The following is a 17,262-nucleotide window of genomic DNA, read 5'->3' as shown; positions in this document are numbered from 1 at the left end:
TTTTCCGAGGCATCCCGAGCGGCGCAGGTGAGGCTCGCTCCCGAATGGATTAAAGGATTCAGCAGCATAACGAGCGCTGCTGGCCTGGAGCAACGATGAAATCCCGATTCGCGCTGAATGGCTCTGCATGATTTAACGAATCGCCCTACACCAAACACCAACTTTCCCGACTGCTTTTATTGAAGATCCTCCGCACAGTCTCACGTCCTACATTCCGCCAAGCGAAAGTCTGCAGATGTTCGATCCCCAAAAGGTATTGGCATGCCCCACCTGCGGCCCCCTGAATCGGCTGCATCGGTTCGAAGTCGTCGCCAATGCCGACACCATCGAGCGCTCCGCCCCCCAACACTGCCCAGTGTCGATGGTCACCGGCGAAGTACTGCTGACCCTCACGGACGGCACCCTCGACGGGATCCTGTCATTCGACTTCACCCGCCTCTATCGCACCAGAGCCGTCGAACTCGACAACGGCCTCGGATTTGGCTGGAGCCATTCGCTGTCCCAACACCTGGAACTCCACGGCGAACAGGTGCTGTGGATCGACCCTGAAAATCGCCGCACGTCTTTTCCATGGCCGAGGGCGGCGCGCCCGGTGATCCGCCACAGCCTGTCGCGGGCGGCAATTTACCTTGGCGAGGAGCCGGACGAACTGATTCTCGTCCTGGCCGGCGACGCGGCGCGTTTTTATCATTTCCGCGATGGCCGGCTCAGTGTGATCAGCGACGCCTACGGCAACCGCCTGACGGTACAGCGCGACAGCGTTGACCGGATTCAACGCCTGGACAATGGCGCCGGCCGCGCCTTGCTGCTGCGTTATGACCTCAAGCATCTGTTGGCCGTCGACTATCAGGTGTTTCAGCGCAGCGACTGCGGGGCGAATACCTGGCACACCGAACAGACACTGGTCAGCTACCGCTACGACGCCCGCCAGCGCTTGATCGAGGTCACCAACGCCGCGGGGGAAAGCGAGCGCTATGACTACGACGAGCAGCACGTCATCCTGCAACGGCAACTGGCCGGCGGCGCGAGCTTCTTCTGGGCGTGGGAACGCTGCGGCAAGAGCGCCCGTTGCGTCCATCACTGGGCCTCGTTTGCGCAGATCGAAGCGCGCTACGCCTGGGACGATCAAGGCTGCGTGACGGTGCGCAACGCCGACGGTAGCGAAGAGGTTTACGTTCATCACGACCGCACACGGCTGGTGCGCCAGATCGGGCTGGACGGCGGTGAACGGCATAAGGCCTACGACGATCAGGGCCGTCTGATCGCCGAGCAGGACGCCCTCGGCACCGTCACCGAATATCATTATGACGAACTCGGCCAACTGATCATGCTGCTAGCGCCGGATCAGGCGCCCATGTTCTACGAGTATCGCCACGGTTTCCTGCACAGCTGCACCCGCGCTCAGGCGACGTGGCGCTACCAGCGCAATGCCCAGGGTGACATCACTGCCGTCACCGATCCCGACGGGCAGATCACCCGCTATTTCTACGATTCGCCGGGGCGCTTGCTGACGATCCGGTTCCCCGACCAAAGCGGTCACCGATTTGTCTGGAACGCCTTGGGGCAATTGCTGGAAGAGACGCTGCCGGATGCTGCTCAGCGCGTTTTTTCCTACGACGCGTTGGGGCAGCGGATTACTCGGCAGGACGAACACGGCGCCATCACCCGATATGAGTGGGATGCCCTGGGTCGACTGACCCGGACCACGCTGCCCACCGGTGCGTACCGTGCCTATCGCTACAACGCCCACGGCCGGGTCACTGCCTACACCGATGAACTGGGACGGGTAACCCGTTACGAATACGCCGACGACCTGCATTTGATCAGCCGTCGGATCAACCCCGACGGCAGCATGCTGAAGTACCGCTACGACCATGGGCAGTTATTGCTCACAGAGATCGAAAACGAGGTCGGCGACACTTACCAGCTGGACTACACCCCGGGTGGATTGATCAGACAGGAAACCGGCCTCGATGGCCGTCGTACCGCCTACAACTACAACCTCAATGGCCAGTTGCTGGAGAAAACCGAGTTTGGTGACGACGGTTCGCAACTGGTTACCGGTTATCAACGTGACAGCGCCGGGCGGTTACTGGTCAAAACCTTGCCCGACGGGATCAAGGTCGAGTACTGCTACGACGGCCTCGGACGGCTGGTCAGCGTTAACGACGGCCAGGACCACCCGCTGGCGTTCGAATACGACCGCCAGGACCGGTTGATCACCGAGCATCAAGGCTGGGCTACCCTGCGTTACGACTACGACGCCTGCGGTCGGCTCAAGCGCCTGCGCCTGCCGGACGCCTGTGTCCTCGACTACCACCATGCCAAGGGGGGCGCCCTCACTGCCATCGACCTGAACGGCACGCGCCTGACCAGCCATCGTGTTGTCGGCGGGCGCGAACAGCAACGCCAACAGGGTCTGCTGCTCAGCGATTATGCCTACGACGAGCAAGGCCGTTTACAGGCCCATATCGTCAGCCAAAAGCAACGACCTCTGTACCGTCGCCAGTATGCCTACAGCGCCAAGGGCAACCTCCTGCAGATCATCGACAGCCGCCACGGCCCAAGCCGCTATCAATACGATGCACTCGACCGCCTGACCGACGTACGTCACGCCCGTGACCAGTGCGCAGAGAACTTCGCTCACGACCCGACCGGCAACCTGCTGATCCACAATCGCCCCGGCCCGTGTGTGCTCCAGGGCAACCGCCTGCACCGCTGTGACGACAACCACTACGACTACGACGCCTTCGGCAACCTGATTCGCGAACGCCGCGGTACGCCGCCCCAGGACACCGAATACTCCTACGACAGCCAGCACCGTCTTATCGGCGTCAGCACCACGGACGGTAAAAGTGTCAGCTACCGCTACGACGCCTTCGGCAGGCGCACCAGCAAAACCGTAGACGACCACACCACGCAATTCTTCTGGCAAGGCGACCAGCTCATCGCCGAAAGCAGTCCCCGGCACTACCGCAGCTATGTCTACGAACCTGGCAGCTTTCGCCCGCTGGCGCTGCTCGATGGCAAAGGCCGGGCAGACGCCTGCCCGTTCTACTACCAACTCGACCACCTCGGCACCCCACAGGAGCTGACCAGCTACAGCGGCGCCATCGTCTGGTCGGCCAAATACAACGCCCACGGCAAACTACGCCAACTGAGCCACGGCAACGGCGAACGACTCGAACAGCCGCTACGGTTCCAAGGGCAATACTTCGACGCTGAGAGCGACCTGCACTACAACCGGCATCGCTACTACCATCCGGACATTGGTCGTTATCTGACACCAAATCCGCTCAGGTTGGCCGCTGGGCTGACCCCGTATCAGTACACCCGAAACCCGACGGGGTGGGTGAATCCATTGGGGTTGAGCGGCAGTTTCTCGCCGGCCAACGAGCCGGGATGCTCGGTGACGGATTCGCAGAGAATGGCAACAGTTGATGAAGGCGAGCCTGACGCACCCTCTCCAAAACACCGATACAAGCACTTGTAATAATGGAGGACCCTGGAAACTTCTGGAGGCGGATATGCCCCCCTTCGGATCGACTCCTTAAAGAAGTAATCGGGACTTGGGTTTTCTCACTATCGCGGCGAAATAGCCGGCTCACCCGAGTCATCACCGCCCGCATCGTCTCGATCTTCCGAGTCTGCCTCAATGTTGTCGTCGCTCGGAACCTGCTCCACGCCGGCATCATCATCGTCCGGCGGTCGTTGGTCGCGGCTCAAGGAGTCAGTAGGAGATGGCAGCGGATACTCCGGTGTTTCATCAACGTCGAAGATTTTCGGATCAGTGTTCATTTCGCACCTCCGCAGTGACCTGAAGTGCAGGCCACGGCCTATCGAGGACTGGGCGATGGACGCGCTCGATCAAGTAGACAGCCGGTCAATGCTGCAACACGGCTCGATCAGTCTTCGTCCTCTTCCTCATCTTCAAACTCAATATTCCCGACACCGCCCGCATCATCAGCATCGTTAAGCGGCACCGTCGCATCATCCATCAACGATCCCGGGTCTTCATTGCCGGGATCGTTGATATACGTCTGTCCGCCCGGGCCTTTTTCTTCCTTGCCTGCGGTTTTCATGGCATGCCTCGCTTAACTAGTGATGCTTATTGTGGTGCTTATTCGAATGTTTATGACCGCCACCGGAATGGGAATGGCCGCTGTCACTCCCCAGGTTATTGCCGACCGCACCGCCCGCCGCACCGCCAAGACCTGCGCCGATGGCCGATCCGGTCGAACCGCCAAGACTGTTGCCGACCACCGAACCACCCGCGGCGCCCAAACCACCGCCAACCGCCGCCTCGGTGCGGCTGTTTTTGGGCGCGGCAATGGCACCGCCGGCCGCTCCGCCGACGCCCGCACCGATCGCTGCGCCAGTACTGCCGCCCACCTGGCCACCGACAACGTTGCCCAGCACCCCGCCAAGACCACCGCCTACAGCGGCATCTCCGTTACCTCCGGCCAGCACCGCCTGAGAGACCAGCAATCCAAAAACAATCGCAGGCAACATCAAGCGTCGAGCACTCTGGCTTGCGTTTTTTTTGCCGTTGGTTTTCGGGTTCATGGCACGCCTCACATTCTTCTAGGGTATGGAAGATTTGAGCCGCTACGGCGTAAATCGTTCAGATACAAAAAAGCCCGGCATCAAGCCGGGCTCTTTTCAAATCAGGATCAGGATCAGTGACGCTTGTGACCATGGGCCAGGTTGCTGCCCACGCCGCCGCCCAATGCACCGCCCAGGCCTGCACCGATGGTGGCACCGGACTTGCCACCAAGGCTGTTACCGATCACCGAACCACCGGCTGCACCGACACCGCCACCGATAGCAGCGCTGGTGCGATGACCTTTTTTGGCGGCAACTGCGCTGCCCGCCGCGCCAGCCACGCCCGCACCAATCGCTGCACCAGTGCTGCCGCCCATTTTCTGGCCGACCACGTTACCCAATGCGCCACCCAGGCCACCGCCCAGTGCGGCAGTGCCGTCACCCGCCATTGCACCTTGAGCGACCATAAGCCCCAGAACCAGAGCGGGCAGTGTTAAACGCATGACAAAAACCTCAAAAATAGGGGTACACAAAAAGGGGGCGCGATTGAATGCTTTTGCGCGGACAAAGTCCAGCGCGCTGGTCCAACTTCGCGATTGGCGACGGTTGGACAGCATTTTTGGAAAAGGTTTTATCGCGGACAAAAAAAAGCCCGCAGGGGAAACGGGCCAGGTGTTGCTTTCTAACGGATGAGTCGAGACTACGTAGGGTGTTGTGAAAAGTTTGTGAACGATCACCACCTTAAAAAACTTGTCATAAATCCCTTTCAGTCATGAAAAACCCCGCTCAATGACGGGGTCTGTCGGTAGTGGATTACTTCCTGGCCGGTGCTGTCACCTTGGGCAGGAATTTGCCCTTCAGTACCCGGCACGCCCTGGTCTTGATCTTGTCGACCTCGGTCTGGTCCTCGCCGAAACTGGCCACATACTGGGTCTGGCCACACCGCACGGAATTGTTGATCGGAAACTCTGCGCCATCGTCCTCGATATACGGATCAGCCATCTCTTCACCCCCGTTCAAAAATGCGATATCGACACCGGCAAGCCCTTTGCCTGAAAGAATATCGATCGCCAAGGTTTTCTAGACTAGTCGGTCACTAATGGACCTGCCGTTCTGATTCTCCCGTGACCGACGAATGGCTTCACACCTTTCACCTCAACTTGACCGCCGTCCCGGTCACAAACACCACGACCATCCCGCCTTTGCCGGCTGGCATGCTGATCTCATAATCAAGCCCAACCACCGCATCCGCCGCAAGCGCCCGTGCCCGCTCCTTGATCTCATCGGTGGCCTGAATGCGTGCTTCCTTCAACGCTCGCTCGAGTGTCTGGGAACGCCCGCCGAAAAAGTCGCGCATACCGGCAAACACATCGCGGACAACGTTGATCCCTTGCACCGACTCGGCGCTGACGATGTCCAGGTAGGCGGTAATTTGCCGGCCTTCGATGGAGTGGGTTGTCGTTGTGATCATTGCTGTCTATTCCTGTTCAGATATTCAGCCAGCGCATCAAACGCCGGCAAAGTGACGGGATCATTGGCCGAGTTGCTGGCCACCGGATGGGATGCGTAGCGGACGATGACCATTTCGGCCCTCGGGTCGACATAGATGCGCTGCCCATGGACCCCACGCGCCATGAACGCCCCGCCCTCCTTGTCCGTCACCCACCACATCGAGCGGTAACTCCAGTCTTTGAGCAATGTGTATCCCGCGCTGGCGAACACCTGTTTATCAGCGCCGCCACGGATATCATCGACCACTGCCTGTGGCACGATCTGCTGACCATTGAACCGACCACCGTTACGCAACATCTCGCCAAACCGCGCCAGGTCCCGCAACCCCGTGTTCAGGCCACCACCGGCGAACGGCGTGCCAATGGAATCCACGGTGAAATAGGCGTCCTGTTCGGCGCCCAGGCGGCTCCAGATTTTCTCCGACAGCAGTTGCGCAACGTTGCGACCGGTGGCGCGCGCGATGACCCAGCCCAACACGTCGGTATTGACGGTTTTGTAGGCAAACGCTTTGCCGTGCTCACCTTGCGGTTGCACCGTCTGCAGAAACTCGTAGTAACTGCGAGGGCCTTCATAACCCTTGGGTTTGGGCAGCGGACTGCCTGCCCTGGCATGGGCCCAGACCTCGGCATCCGGGTCCGCGTAGTCCTCGCTGTACTTGAGGCCCGTGGTCATGTCGAGCACCTGGCGTACCGTGGCGCCACCAAACGCAGAATCCGCCAGCTCCGGTACATATTCGGCAACGCGCTTGCCAGCATCGAGCTGCCCCTGCGCCACCAACAGGGCGCCCAGCGTGCCGACCACGGACTTGGTCACCGACATCGCAGCATGCTGGCCGTCCGGTTTCAACACGCCGAAGTAGCGCTCGTAGACAACTTTTCCGCGATGCATGACCACAATGCCATCGGTGTAGGTCGCCGCGAGGGATTGCTCCCAGGTCATCGGCGCAGTGGCGCCGAGCGGGACGAAACTGATCCCGTCGATCTCTTTGCGCAGCGCCATCTCCAGTGGAGCCGGAGCACCCAGGCCGTGTGAAACGTTGATCGTCGGCATCAGCTGCCGAAAGTTCGAAACACTCCAGCGCATTGCCGGGAACCGGAAATAGCTGCCGTCTTCAAAACGCACGGTGCGATCAGCGGGGGGTGGAGAGCCGACCATCCAGCCCAGCCTGGCGGGGTCGCTGGCTTGAGCGTCGGGAAAGTTTGCGGGAGCGGATGCGAGAGCCAGTGGTGACATGGCAACAATCGACACAGCCGCGATGAACTTGGCTGCACCGCGAAAGCTGGCGCGAGGACGGAACATGAGGTCGATTCCATTCGAGGAGATTGAGCAGTCTAACAGCCGGATCGGCCTGGTCACCGCTAGCGCGGAAAGCCCCTTGTTTGCCCCACCTGAAATTCAAACCCCAATCACCAGACCAGCCGGTGCAACCGCTCCGTCCATAGCTTCGCGTTTAAAACGCCTCTGGCAGGCCCTAAAGCGCCCTCCTACCTGTAGCAATTCCTCCCCCACCCGCACCAATGCCAGAGCTGCACTTTTCCACTGCTATGCTAATAAGATCTGTTTCCTGCACTGGGGGCGAGCAGCATGGCAGCAGAAGACAAGAATTCCCCGTTCATGTTCAAGGCTATGGCCTACCTGGCTGGAGGCCTCCTTGTTGCTTGGGCTGCCACAAAACTGCTCGACACCTACTTCCACCTGACGTTACTGGCAGATACCAAGGACTGGCTGCTACGTGCCTGGAACTGGCTTTCGTTGGAAACGCCAATGCCGAACTGGTTGCTGCTGATGATTATCGCGGTGTTAATCAGCACTATGTCTATAGCGATTTACTACTTCCGCAGCACTGACGGAGCTAACACCGAGCTACATGAGATAGAGCGAAAAATCTACAAAAACAACAACCCTCAGTTTCCGCAATTGACAGATAACCAAACGCTGCTGATGGAGGCTTTGGCCTATCATGCAAACTTCAGGAAAATTGCAAATCTAGACTCAATTTGCAAGCTTGTCTCACTCAGCAAGCTGGAAGTTGAAGATGGCCTGAAACAACTCCAGGTTAAACATCTTGTGAAGCAAAACGTCACACGGGGTACGTTCGGCGCCACCACTTTTGAACTTACCTTGGCAGGCAAGGACTATGCGCAAGAGCGACTTGAGCTAACGTAGTAGAGAACCGTCAAGGCCCGGGCGACGGTACGTTGACGCACTTCAATTGGATTTCACAGGTACATCGGTAAAGTTATAGATGCCCTTAGAAAGATTCACGTGGATTTTAGAACAGGTATCCGGATTTTTTCGGATGTAGACAACGTCATTTTCCAGTGGCCCGCAGGTCGCGACCTTCGACGCGTCAGCGAGAACCGCATACCGTATTAAAGGATCAACTTGTGATGAAGCGAGCATGCCGACTCCCATCAGGGCCCCGATGAAGAAGATCTTCAGCCCTGGTACGTGCTCTTCGGAAGACTCGCATATCCGCACACCAAACAACTCTTTTATCTGCCAACAAACGAGCATGCAAATGCTGATGAAAAGCAGTGATACCGGGATAGATAAAATGAAGCCGCCGATGGTCGAGGCGTACCTGATATTTTCGACTTCAATGCCAGTGGTAGCGTTGATGGTTTTTTCTGCCACGATTTTGCAAATGTAAAAAATGAATGCGGTGAAGACCAGTGAGCTTGGCCATTTTCTTGCAAAAGCACTGATACTCTTGCGATTGCGAACAGCAAAATACCCACCACATGAAAATACAGTGGTAAAGATGAATACTGTCAGTGTTTCATGCTCAATGAACTGCGCGAGCCACACCGCAAAAATCAACAGAGCAGCTTTGATAAGGTTCTTTAGTTCAATTCTCATTCTTGCGACAAGCCCTATTCAATACTGCAGTCAGGTTCCGCAGTCACACCTAACCAGATACCGCAATCAACCAGCAATAGGAAAGCGGCGTTTTCGTGTCTGAGGTTCAGATTCTGTTCGGGGCGGGTACAAGAATATCCGGTGGCCCCTGCTGAAGTTGTAGGCAAACTCCGAGAGTTGCGTAAGACGGTACGCTTACTGCGTTTTTGGCTGGTTACCACCCTGCCAGCCTTAATTTAGGCGGGATACTTTCCAAGCGTCGCTGCACATTCAGCAACCGGGCTTGTTAAGCCGAGAAGAGCCAAAAAGTCCCCGGTATTCCCATATCGCCCTTTTTCAGACGCCAAAAACCACAAACCCCCGACTTTCTCTAGGAAAATCAGGGGTTTGTGTTTACAGAATGTGGCGGTGAAGGAGAGATTCGAACTCTCGATACAGTTTCCTGTATACACACTTTCCAGGCGTGCTCCTTAAGCCACTCGGACACTTCACCGTATCTCTTCAAACATGTTCTGTCTGTCGAGGCGCGCTAATGTAGTCGAAAGCTTTTCCGATGGCAAACATTTTTTTCAGAATTTTCATGCGGTTAACGCGATTCAGCGTTTGCCGTCGTTCCGGGCCATGGCAAACCGGCCAATCTCCGGCTTCGTGACCTCTTCTATATAGAGGGGAATGCGCGGCAGGCGCGGCGGGTTACGCCTGGCGGGCGGGCAAAGGGTGACTGGCGGGTCAGTCACGGCGCTTTACCTGGCCTACGGCGGTGGGTAACGTCTGCCCAACTTTATTGAAAGGAATAGCGTCATGAGTGAGTTGATCTCTTACCATCTCGAAGACGGTATCGCGACCCTGACCTTGAGCAATGGCAAGGTCAATGCCATCTCCCCGGATGTGATTGCCGCGTTCAACACTGCGCTGGATCAGGCCGTGGCTGATCGTGCGGTGGTGATCATTACCGGCCAGCCGGGCATTCTCTCCGGCGGTTATGACCTGAAGGTGATGACATCCGGCCCTAGAGAGGCGGTGGCGCTGGTGACTTCCGGCTCGACCCTGGCTCGTCGCCTGCTGTCGCACCCCTTCCCGGTGATTGTGGCGTGCCCGGGGCATGCGGTGGCCAAGGGTGCGTTCCTGCTGTTGTCGGCGGACTATCGCATCGGCGTAGACGGCGCGTTCAGCATTGGCCTTAACGAAGTGCAGATCGGCATGACCATGCACCACGCGGGCATCGAGATCGCACGTGATCGCCTGAACAAGGTGGCGCTGCAGCGTTCGGTGGTCAACGGCGAGATGTTCAATCCACAAGGCGCCGTGGCTGCCGGTTTCCTTGATGTGGTGGTGTCGGCCGAGGAACTGCAGGGCGCGGCCCTGGCGGCGGCCCGTCAGTTGAAGAAGATCAACATGACCGCACACAAGAACACCAAGTTGAAGGTACGCAAAGCGCTGCTGGAGGCACTGGACAACGCGATCATCCAGGACCAGGAACATCTGGGTTAAGCCCGGACCTGCTGCATCAAAAAGCCCGACCGCCGTGTCGGGCTTTTTCATACATCGGTTTGTTAAACGTCTGTAACCGCTCTAGACAGCATCTTACCGATTAGTCGGAAACATCAGCACAAACATCGGCTATCTCCCTCTTCCCGGGCAGCAATTGCCGAAAACAGTGCACATCCGTACACTGCGCCACCTTTTGTCCCGGTGGGGCCTGTAAATGCTGTTTTTGTTGCGTATGTCATTGATGGGTCTGCACTTTATCGTGGCGGGTGTGCTGGGTGTGATTCTTGGCCTGTGCCGACCATTCAACCCGGACAACAGCCGCCTGTGCGCACGCCTGTACGCATGGCCGGCCATGTGTATCTTGCGTTTGCGGGTGAAGGCCGAAGTCGGGCCGTTGATGGATAAACCTGACAGCTGCGTGATCATCGCCAATCACCAGTCCAACTACGACCTGTTTGTGTTTGGCAACGTGGTGCCCCGCCGTACCGTGTGCATCGGCAAGAAAAGCCTGAAATGGGTGCCACTGTTCGGGCAGTTGTTCTGGCTGGCCGGCAATGTGCTGATCGACCGTGGCAATGCGCAAAAGGCGCGCAAGTCGATGTTGACCACCACCCACACCCTGCAGAACAAGGACACCTCGATCTGGGTCTTCCCGGAGGGCACGCGCAACCTGGGTGAAGACTTGCTGCCGTTCAAGAAAGGCGCCTTCCAGATGGCCATCGCCGCCGGGGTGCCGATCGTTCCGGTGTGTGTCAGCAGTTACGTCAAACACATGCGATTGAACCGCTGGCGCAGCGGGAAAATTCTGATTCGCTCGTTGCCGGCGATTCCTACCGTTGGATTGAGCCTGGACGACATGCCCATGCTGATTGCCCAGTGCCGCGAGCAGATGCGTGAATGCATCGATTCGATGGACCGGCAACTGCAAGCCGCCTGAACTGGAAAACCCGCCCGATGCGGGTTTTCTTTTGCCTGCGAATCTTTACCGGCGAACTCGGCAGATTTAACTGACTCTCAAACACTTGCGAGGCTAAGCTGATCAACACTGCCATTGCATTTGTTGCCAATTGAAAGCTGCCAAAGAAGTGAACCACCATCATGGGTAGAGTTGTTGCTGCTGCGGTTTATAGCGCCGGTAAGAAAGTCACCAATATCACCCTCGACGAAGGCGCAGCCTGGGCGGCAAAGCCCGGGCACTTTGTCTGGATCGGCCTCGAGGAGCCGAACGCCGAGGAACTCTACAACCTGCAACGCCAGTTCAACCTGCACGAACTGGCCATTGAAGACGCCCTGGAAAAGCACAGCCGGCCGAAGCTGGAAACCTTCGGCGATGCGCTGTTCATCGTGACGTATTCGCCCATCAGGGAAGACGACAAGCTCAAGTTCATCGAGACCCATATTTTTGCCGGTAACGGTTACATCATTACCGCACGCAATGGTCATTCGGCGTCCTACGCCTACGTCCGCCAGCGTTGTGAGGCACGTCCGCTGTTGCTTGAGCACGGGGAAGATTTCGTACTCTATGCCATCCTCGATTTCGTCATTGAAAACTACCAGCCGATGGGCGAAGCGATCCACGCCGAGATCGATGAACTGGAACGCAACGTGATGTGCAGCGCGCTGAATGAGCGCGATATTCAAAAGCTTCACAGTCTGCGTCGCGATGTCTTGCGCTTGCGCCGGTTTGCCGCGCCGATGGTGGAAATCGGTGAAGAACTGCAAAAGTTGAGCTTCCCGTTCATCGACAAAAACATGCGCCCGTACTTTCGCGACGTGCAAATCCATGTAACGCGGCAGATGGAAGACCTGACGACCCTGGCGGATATTGCCAGCCAGACGATTGAGGTCGGCGTCCTGTTGGAGGCTTCACGCCAGAGTGTGGTGCAGCGCAAGTTTGCAGCCTGGGCGGCGATTCTGGCCTTCCCGACGGCAGTGGCGGGGATTTACGGGATGAACTTCCAGAACATGCCGGAATTGAGCTGGCACTACGGGTATTTCGGGGTGCTGGGGTTTATTACGGTGGGCTGCGTGGGGTTGTGGGCAAGTTTCAAGAAGTCGGGGTGGTTGTAGGACTGCGTTTCCACGGTGCAATCCGGTTGCCCCATTCGCGAGCAAGCCCGCTCCCACAGTGGATCTCTGCAACACCAAAGATCCACTGTGGGAGCGGGCTTGCTCGCGAAGCTTCTAGCTTTTAAACCGCTTTGGCTTCTGGCTTGTGCGCAACAAACCGCATCATCCACTCGGCAACCGTCGCGCCGTGGTGCTCGTGCTCAAGGCTCGAAATGCCTTTTGAGTAAATGTGTTCGCCCAGAGCCTCCTGACGAATCTCCAGCAGGGCGCGGGAGTAGTCGTGGATGAATTCCGGATGCCCCTGGAAGCACAGCACCTGATCATTGATGTGGTAGGCGGCATATGGGCAGAAATCGCTGGATGCGATGACCGTGGCGTTCTCCGGCAGCGACGTGACCTGATCCTGGTGGCTGATCAGCAGTGTCAGTTCCTCGCGCACCGGGTTCATCCACGGAGCCTTGGCGGCCAGCTTGTAGTTGTGGGTGCCGACACCCCAGCCCTGGGTTGCACGCTCGCTCTTGCCACCGAGCAGCAGCGCCAGCAACTGATGACCGAAGCAGACGCCCAACAGCTTGTCGCCGCGCTCGTAGCGAGTCAGCAGATATTTCCTGAGGGTTTCGATCCACGGGTCGGTGCCGAAGGAGTCGGCCTTGCTGCCCGTCACCAGGTAAGCGTCGAATGTCAGGTCGTCGCTTGGGTATTCACCCTGCACCACGTTGTAGACCGTGAACTCGGCGGCAATCGGTTGCTGCGAAAACAGGTGTTTGAACATCTGCCCGTAGCCCTGATATTGGTCAACCAATTCCGGACGCAGGTGGTCGGTTTCCAGAATGCAGATGCGTAACGACATAAAAAATACCTGACACGTGATGGGAATAATGCACACCCCAGAGCCTGCCTTGAAACACGGTGACAAGGCAAGCCCCGAAATGTGTCATCGGGCCCTTAGAACGCCTCCCCTTTGGCCGCCTTCTCCAGCAGCAATGCGGGCGGCGCGAACCGCTCGCCATACTGCTTGGCCAGATATTCGGCGCGGGCAACAAAGTCCCGCACGCCGTACTGGTTGATGAACTGCAGCGCACCGCCGGTCCAGGCGGCGAAACCGATGCCGAAGATTGAGCCAATGTTGGCATCCGCCGTCGAGGTCAACACGCCCTCTTCCACACAGCGCACGGTTTCGATGGCCTGCACGAACAGCAGGCGATCACGTACATCCCTCGGCGAAATCTGCCCGTCGACTTTTTCGAAACGCGTCTTCAACTCAGGCCACAGATGTTTCTGGGCGCCCGCCGGGTACTCGTAGAAACCGCCACCGGCAGCCTTGCCCGGACGCTTGTATTCGTTGAGCAGCAAGTCAATCACGGCGAATGCCGGATGTTCTATCAGCGGTTTGCCTTCTGCGTGCAGGTCCTTGGCGGTTTGCAGGCGGATATGGCTCATCAGGCTGAGGGAAACTTCGTCAGAGATCGCCAGCGGTCCTACAGGCATGCCGGCCTTGCGCGCTTCAGTCTCGATCATCGCCGCGTTCACGCCTTCGCCCAGCATGGCGATGCCTTCATTGGTAAAGGTACCGAACACCCTTGAGGTGAAGAAACCACGGCTGTCGTTGACCACAATCGGGGTTTTCTTGATTTGCAGGACGAAATCGAACCCGCGGGCCAGGGTTTCATCGCTGGTATTGGCGCCCTTGATGATCTCCACCAGCGGCATTTTTTCCACGGGGCTGAAGAAATGCAGGCCGATGAACTTGCTCTGGTCGGGCACGGCGCAAGCCAGGCCGCTGATCGGCAAGGTCGAGGTGTTGGAGGCGATCACCGCGTGCGCGCCGACGACTTTCTGGGCGGCCAGCGAGACCTTGGCCTTCAACTCACGATCTTCGAACACGGCCTCGATGATCAGGTCGCAACCGGCGAGATCGGCATCGCTTTCGCTGGGTTGAATGCGTGACAGCACGGTGTCGCGTTGCTCGATGCTCATTTGTCCGCGAGCGACTTTCTTGTCCAGCAGCGCCGCCGAATGCGCCTTGCCCTTCTGCGCCGCGGCGAGGTTGATGTCCTTGAGCACCACCTCGATACCGGCCGATGCGCTGACAAATGCAATACCGGCGCCCATCATCCCGGCACCGAGCACGCCGACCTTGCGGGTGACATAAGGCGCAAACCCTTTAGGCCGCGAGCCACCGGCATTGATTTCGTTGAGCTGGAACCAGAACGTGCCAATCAGGTTCTTCGAGACCTGGCCGGTGGTCAGTTCGGTGAAATAACGGGTTTCGATCAGGTGCGCCGTGTCGAAATCCACCTGGGCGCCCTCGACCGCCGCACAGAGGATTTTCTCCGGCGCGGGCATCGTGCCCTGGGTTTTGCTGCGCAGGATCGACGGCGCAATCGCCAGCATCTGCGCGACTTTCGGGCTTGACGGTGTGCCGCCCGGAATCTGGTAGCCCTTCACATCCCAGCGCTGCACCACCACCGGGTTGGCGTGAATCCACGCCCGCGCCTTGGCCAGCAGGTCTTCGTGATCGGTCGCCAATTCGTCGATCAACCCAGCCTGCAACGCCTGTTGCGGACGAACTTTCTTGCCTTCGAGCAAATACGGCAGGGCCTTTTCGATCCCGAGCATGCGCACCATGCGCACCACGCCACCGCCGCCCGGCAGCAGGCCGAGGGTGACTTCCGGCAGGCCGAGTTGCACCGATGGATTGTCCAGTGCCACGCGATGATGGCAGGCCAGGCAGATTTCCCAGCCGCCGCCGAGTGCCGCGCCGTTGATCGCCGCGACCACAGGCTTGCCGAGGGTTTCCAGGGTGCGCAACTGCCCCTTGAGGGTCAGCACCATGTCGTAGAAGGCTTTGGCTTCAGGCTTGCCGACCTTGATCAGTTCATTGAGGTCGCCGCCGGCAAAGAAGGTTTTCTTGGCCGAGGTAATGATCACCCCGGCGATGCTGTCTTTATCGGCCACCAGGCGCGCAACACAGTCAGCCATGGCCTCGCGGTACACCGCGTTCATGGTGTTGGCGCTCTGGCCCGGCATGTCGATGGTCAGGACAACGATCTGGTCCTGGCCTTTTTCGTAACGAATGGCTTCGCTCATATCTAGGTTCCTTGAAGTCCGGACTCAGAGGCGTTCGATGATGGTGGCAATACCCATGCCGCCGCCGACACACAGGGTCGCGAGACCGTAGCGCAGGTGTCGGGCCTCCAGTTCATCGAGCAGCGTGCCGAGAATGGCGCAACCGGTGGCGCCCAGCGGATGGCCCATGGCGATGGAACCGCCGTTGACATTGACCTTGTCCGGATCGATGGCCATGTCCTTGATGAATTTCAACACCACCGAAGCGAACGCCTCGTTGACCTCGAACAGATCGATGTCTTCGACCCGCAGCCCGGCCTTGGCCAACGCCTTGCGGGTCGCCGGCGCGGGGCCGGTGAGCATGATGGTCGGGTCGGTGCTGGTGACCGCCGTGGCGACAATCCGCGCCCGTGGCTGCAAGCCCAGCGCCCGCCCCTTGGCTTCGGAGCCGATGAGCATCAGCGCCGCGCCATCGACAATCCCGGAACTGTTGCCGGGTGTGTGCACATGATTGATCCGCTCCACATGGCTGTAGACCCGCAGTGCGGTGGCATCGAAGCCCATCTGCCCCATCATCTCGAAACTCGGTTTGAGCTTGCCCAGGCCTTCCAGGGTTGATTCGGCGCGGATGAACTCATCGTGATCGAGCAGGATGATGCCGTTCTGGTCCTGCACCGGCACCAGCGACTTGTTGAACGAGCCGTCGGCCCGTGCCCGCGCAGCCTTTTGCTGGGAATGCAGCGCGTAGGCATCGACATCCTGGCGGCTGAAGCCTTCAAGGGTGGCGATCAGGTCGGCGCCCACGCCCTGTGGTGTGAAGTGACTGTGCAGATTGGTCGCCGGATCCAGCGCCCAGGCACCGCCGTCGCTGCCCATCGGCACCCGGGACATCGACTCGACGCCACCGACCACCACCAGGTCTTCGAAGCCTGAGCGCACCTTCATCGCGCCGAGGTTGACTGCCTCAAGCCCCGAAGCGCAGAAACGGTTGATCTGTACGCCCGCCACACTGACATCCCAGTCGGCCACCTGAGCGGCCGTCTTGGCGATGTCAGAACCTTGATCGCCGATCGGCGTCACGCAGCCGAGCACCACGTCATCGACCTGGCTGGTGTCCAGCGCCGTGCGCTGTTGCAGCGCGGTCAGCAACCCGGCAACCAGGTTCACCGGTTTGACACTGTGCAAGGCGCCATCGGCCTTGCCTTTGCCACGGGGCGTGCGTAACGCGTCGAAAATCAATGCTTGGGTCATGACATCCTCGAACCGCAGTGCAGGTGGGTAAATACCGAGTGCCCACTGTTGGCCCGAGCCGGGTTTGATTCAATGACCGCAGCGCTCACAGACGTTGACGCACACGCTCAGACGGACGGTAGTCAGCTACCGGTTTAACCGTTTCAGGACACCAAGCTGTCTAGCCAAAGGGCGGCAAAGAAGCTGGCAATAGGCCTCATGCCTTTTTTAAAGCAAATCGCAAGGACACCATACTAAATGGATCTAAACCAAGCGCAGCGCGGGCTCTAAGGTGAACTTGTACGAAGTTGTCGTCGGGTTTTGCCGAGGCGCTCGTCACTACAGGAAGTGCAACGCGCTGCCGACATGGAGCTATGCAGGCAGGCATCAGGAAATAACAATAAAGGCGGTCAAGCCATGTTCAAACAATCGAAAGTACGTCAAGCCGGGCTCATCCTTTTTGCCACCACGCTGTTGTTGATA

At 58.5% G+C, this 17,262-nt stretch carries 16 protein-coding genes and 1 tRNA gene; 5 read left to right on the top strand and 12 right to left on the bottom strand.

Going from position 1 to position 17,262, the window contains the following annotated elements:
• The first annotated feature begins 235 nt into the window (after window positions 1-235).
• A complete protein-coding gene (locus QMK54_RS09040; RefSeq protein WP_320402376.1) occupies window positions 236-3,493 on the top strand; it encodes an RHS repeat-associated core domain-containing protein in 3,258 nt (1,085 codons plus the stop codon).
• Window positions 3,494-3,582: 89 nt separating this feature from the next.
• Here the strand turns inward: QMK54_RS09040 and QMK54_RS09035 are convergent, their stop codons facing one another.
• The 7 genes from QMK54_RS09035 to QMK54_RS09005 all read right to left on the bottom strand — a co-directional run bounded on the left by QMK54_RS09035 (window position 3,583) and on the right by QMK54_RS09005 (window position 7,290).
• Window positions 3,583-3,798 (bottom strand): hypothetical protein, encoded by a 216-nt coding sequence (locus tag QMK54_RS09035; protein ID WP_110659482.1) that lies wholly within the window; start codon window positions 3,796-3,798, stop codon window positions 3,583-3,585.
• A gap of 107 nt (window positions 3,799-3,905) precedes the next feature.
• Window positions 3,906-4,082: a hypothetical protein gene (locus tag QMK54_RS09030; RefSeq protein WP_320402375.1), complete on the bottom strand. Its 177-nt coding sequence runs from the start codon at window positions 4,080-4,082 to the stop codon at window positions 3,906-3,908.
• Window positions 4,083-4,098: 16 nt separating this feature from the next.
• Window positions 4,099-4,566: a glycine zipper domain-containing protein gene (locus QMK54_RS09025; protein ID WP_110659483.1), complete on the bottom strand. Its 468-nt coding sequence runs from the start codon at window positions 4,564-4,566 to the stop codon at window positions 4,099-4,101.
• A 113-nt stretch (window positions 4,567-4,679) separates the two neighbouring features.
• Window positions 4,680-5,048 (bottom strand): bacteriocin, encoded by a 369-nt coding sequence (locus QMK54_RS09020; RefSeq protein ID WP_110659484.1) that lies wholly within the window; start codon window positions 5,046-5,048, stop codon window positions 4,680-4,682.
• Between the two features lie 310 nt (window positions 5,049-5,358).
• Complete coding sequence (locus tag QMK54_RS09015) at window positions 5,359-5,547, bottom strand: hypothetical protein (RefSeq protein WP_110659496.1); 189 nt, start codon at window positions 5,545-5,547, stop codon at window positions 5,359-5,361.
• A 148-nt stretch (window positions 5,548-5,695) separates the two neighbouring features.
• A complete protein-coding gene (locus QMK54_RS09010; RefSeq protein WP_085723181.1) occupies window positions 5,696-6,016 on the bottom strand; it encodes a YbjQ family protein in 321 nt (106 codons plus the stop codon).
• Entirely contained in the window at window positions 6,013-7,290 is a 1,278-nt protein-coding gene (locus QMK54_RS09005) for a serine hydrolase domain-containing protein (protein ID WP_413787367.1), read from the bottom strand. Before QMK54_RS09005 ends, QMK54_RS09010 begins: the two co-directional genes overlap by 4 nt.
• Window positions 7,291-7,641: 351 nt before the next feature.
• Between QMK54_RS09005 and QMK54_RS09000 the strand changes: the two genes are divergently transcribed.
• Window positions 7,642-8,223, top strand: coding sequence for a hypothetical protein (locus QMK54_RS09000; RefSeq protein WP_320402374.1), 582 nt, complete (start codon window positions 7,642-7,644; stop codon window positions 8,221-8,223).
• 42 nt (window positions 8,224-8,265) lie between these two features.
• On the opposite strand, the gene QMK54_RS08995 is transcribed toward QMK54_RS09000, so the two are convergent.
• Both QMK54_RS08995 and QMK54_RS08990 read right to left on the bottom strand, forming a co-directional pair.
• Window positions 8,266-8,919: a hypothetical protein gene (locus QMK54_RS08995; protein ID WP_320402373.1), complete on the bottom strand. Its 654-nt coding sequence runs from the start codon at window positions 8,917-8,919 to the stop codon at window positions 8,266-8,268.
• A 403-nt stretch (window positions 8,920-9,322) separates the two neighbouring features.
• Window positions 9,323-9,412 (bottom strand) — tRNA-Ser (locus QMK54_RS08990).
• A gap of 308 nt (window positions 9,413-9,720) precedes the next feature.
• Here QMK54_RS08990 and QMK54_RS08985 point away from each other — a divergent pair.
• From QMK54_RS08985 to QMK54_RS08975, 3 genes are all read left to right on the top strand, one after another.
• Window positions 9,721-10,410: a crotonase/enoyl-CoA hydratase family protein gene (locus tag QMK54_RS08985; RefSeq protein ID WP_110659488.1), complete on the top strand. Its 690-nt coding sequence runs from the start codon at window positions 9,721-9,723 to the stop codon at window positions 10,408-10,410.
• A gap of 214 nt (window positions 10,411-10,624) precedes the next feature.
• Window positions 10,625-11,347, top strand: coding sequence for a 1-acylglycerol-3-phosphate O-acyltransferase (locus QMK54_RS08980; protein ID WP_320402372.1), 723 nt, complete (start codon window positions 10,625-10,627; stop codon window positions 11,345-11,347).
• A 161-nt stretch (window positions 11,348-11,508) separates the two neighbouring features.
• Window positions 11,509-12,480 carry a magnesium and cobalt transport protein CorA gene (locus tag QMK54_RS08975; protein ID WP_110659490.1) on the top strand — a complete coding sequence of 324 codons (972 nt, stop codon included), beginning with the start codon at window positions 11,509-11,511 and terminating at the stop codon, window positions 12,478-12,480.
• Window positions 12,481-12,601: 121 nt separating this feature from the next.
• Here QMK54_RS08975 and QMK54_RS08970 read toward each other — a convergent pair whose 3' ends face one another.
• The 3 genes from QMK54_RS08970 to QMK54_RS08960 form a co-directional block, all read right to left on the bottom strand.
• A complete protein-coding gene (locus tag QMK54_RS08970) occupies window positions 12,602-13,330 on the bottom strand; it encodes an amidotransferase (RefSeq protein WP_110659492.1) in 729 nt (242 codons plus the stop codon).
• A 95-nt stretch (window positions 13,331-13,425) separates the two neighbouring features.
• A complete protein-coding gene (locus QMK54_RS08965) occupies window positions 13,426-15,570 on the bottom strand; it encodes a 3-hydroxyacyl-CoA dehydrogenase NAD-binding domain-containing protein (RefSeq protein WP_320402371.1) in 2,145 nt (714 codons plus the stop codon).
• Between the two features lie 24 nt (window positions 15,571-15,594).
• The gene (locus QMK54_RS08960) at window positions 15,595-16,800 is read right to left on the bottom strand and encodes an acetyl-CoA C-acetyltransferase (protein ID WP_320402370.1); all 1,206 of its coding nucleotides are present in this window, start codon (window positions 16,798-16,800) and stop codon (window positions 15,595-15,597) included.
• Window positions 16,801-17,262 lie beyond the last annotated feature (462 nt).

The sequence above is a fragment of the Pseudomonas sp. P5_109 genome (assembly GCF_034009455.1).
Lineage (GTDB): Bacteria > Pseudomonadota > Gammaproteobacteria > Pseudomonadales > Pseudomonadaceae > Aquipseudomonas.
The sequence above is the reverse complement of the archived record's forward strand: the minus strand, read 5'-3'. Positions and strand labels throughout refer to the sequence as shown.

Coding starts and splice junctions, on each gene's coding strand:
- QMK54_RS09010 (WP_085723181.1), bottom strand. CDS start 6,016: ATGATCACAACGACAACCCACTCCATCGAAGGCCGGCAAATTACCGCC.
- QMK54_RS09000 (WP_320402374.1), top strand. CDS start 7,642: ATGGCAGCAGAAGACAAGAATTCCCCGTTCATGTTCAAGGCTATGGCC.
- QMK54_RS09040 (WP_320402376.1), top strand. CDS start 236: ATGTTCGATCCCCAAAAGGTATTGGCATGCCCCACCTGCGGCCCCCTG.
- QMK54_RS08965 (WP_320402371.1), bottom strand. CDS start 15,570: ATGAGCGAAGCCATTCGTTACGAAAAAGGCCAGGACCAGATCGTTGTC.
- QMK54_RS08985 (WP_110659488.1), top strand. CDS start 9,721: ATGAGTGAGTTGATCTCTTACCATCTCGAAGACGGTATCGCGACCCTG.
- QMK54_RS08970 (WP_110659492.1), bottom strand. CDS start 13,330: ATGTCGTTACGCATCTGCATTCTGGAAACCGACCACCTGCGTCCGGAA.
- QMK54_RS09035 (WP_110659482.1), bottom strand. CDS start 3,798: ATGAACACTGATCCGAAAATCTTCGACGTTGATGAAACACCGGAGTAT.
- QMK54_RS09030 (WP_320402375.1), bottom strand. CDS start 4,082: ATGAAAACCGCAGGCAAGGAAGAAAAAGGCCCGGGCGGACAGACGTAT.
- QMK54_RS09025 (WP_110659483.1), bottom strand. CDS start 4,566: ATGAACCCGAAAACCAACGGCAAAAAAAACGCAAGCCAGAGTGCTCGA.
- QMK54_RS08995 (WP_320402373.1), bottom strand. CDS start 8,919: ATGAGAATTGAACTAAAGAACCTTATCAAAGCTGCTCTGTTGATTTTT.
- QMK54_RS09015 (WP_110659496.1), bottom strand. CDS start 5,547: ATGGCTGATCCGTATATCGAGGACGATGGCGCAGAGTTTCCGATCAAC.
- QMK54_RS09020 (WP_110659484.1), bottom strand. CDS start 5,048: ATGCGTTTAACACTGCCCGCTCTGGTTCTGGGGCTTATGGTCGCTCAA.
- QMK54_RS08975 (WP_110659490.1), top strand. CDS start 11,509: ATGGGTAGAGTTGTTGCTGCTGCGGTTTATAGCGCCGGTAAGAAAGTC.
- QMK54_RS08960 (WP_320402370.1), bottom strand. CDS start 16,800: ATGACCCAAGCATTGATTTTCGACGCGTTACGCACGCCCCGTGGCAAA.
- QMK54_RS09005 (WP_413787367.1), bottom strand. CDS start 7,290: ATGTCACCACTGGCTCTCGCATCCGCTCCCGCAAACTTTCCCGACGCT.
- QMK54_RS08980 (WP_320402372.1), top strand. CDS start 10,625: ATGCTGTTTTTGTTGCGTATGTCATTGATGGGTCTGCACTTTATCGTG.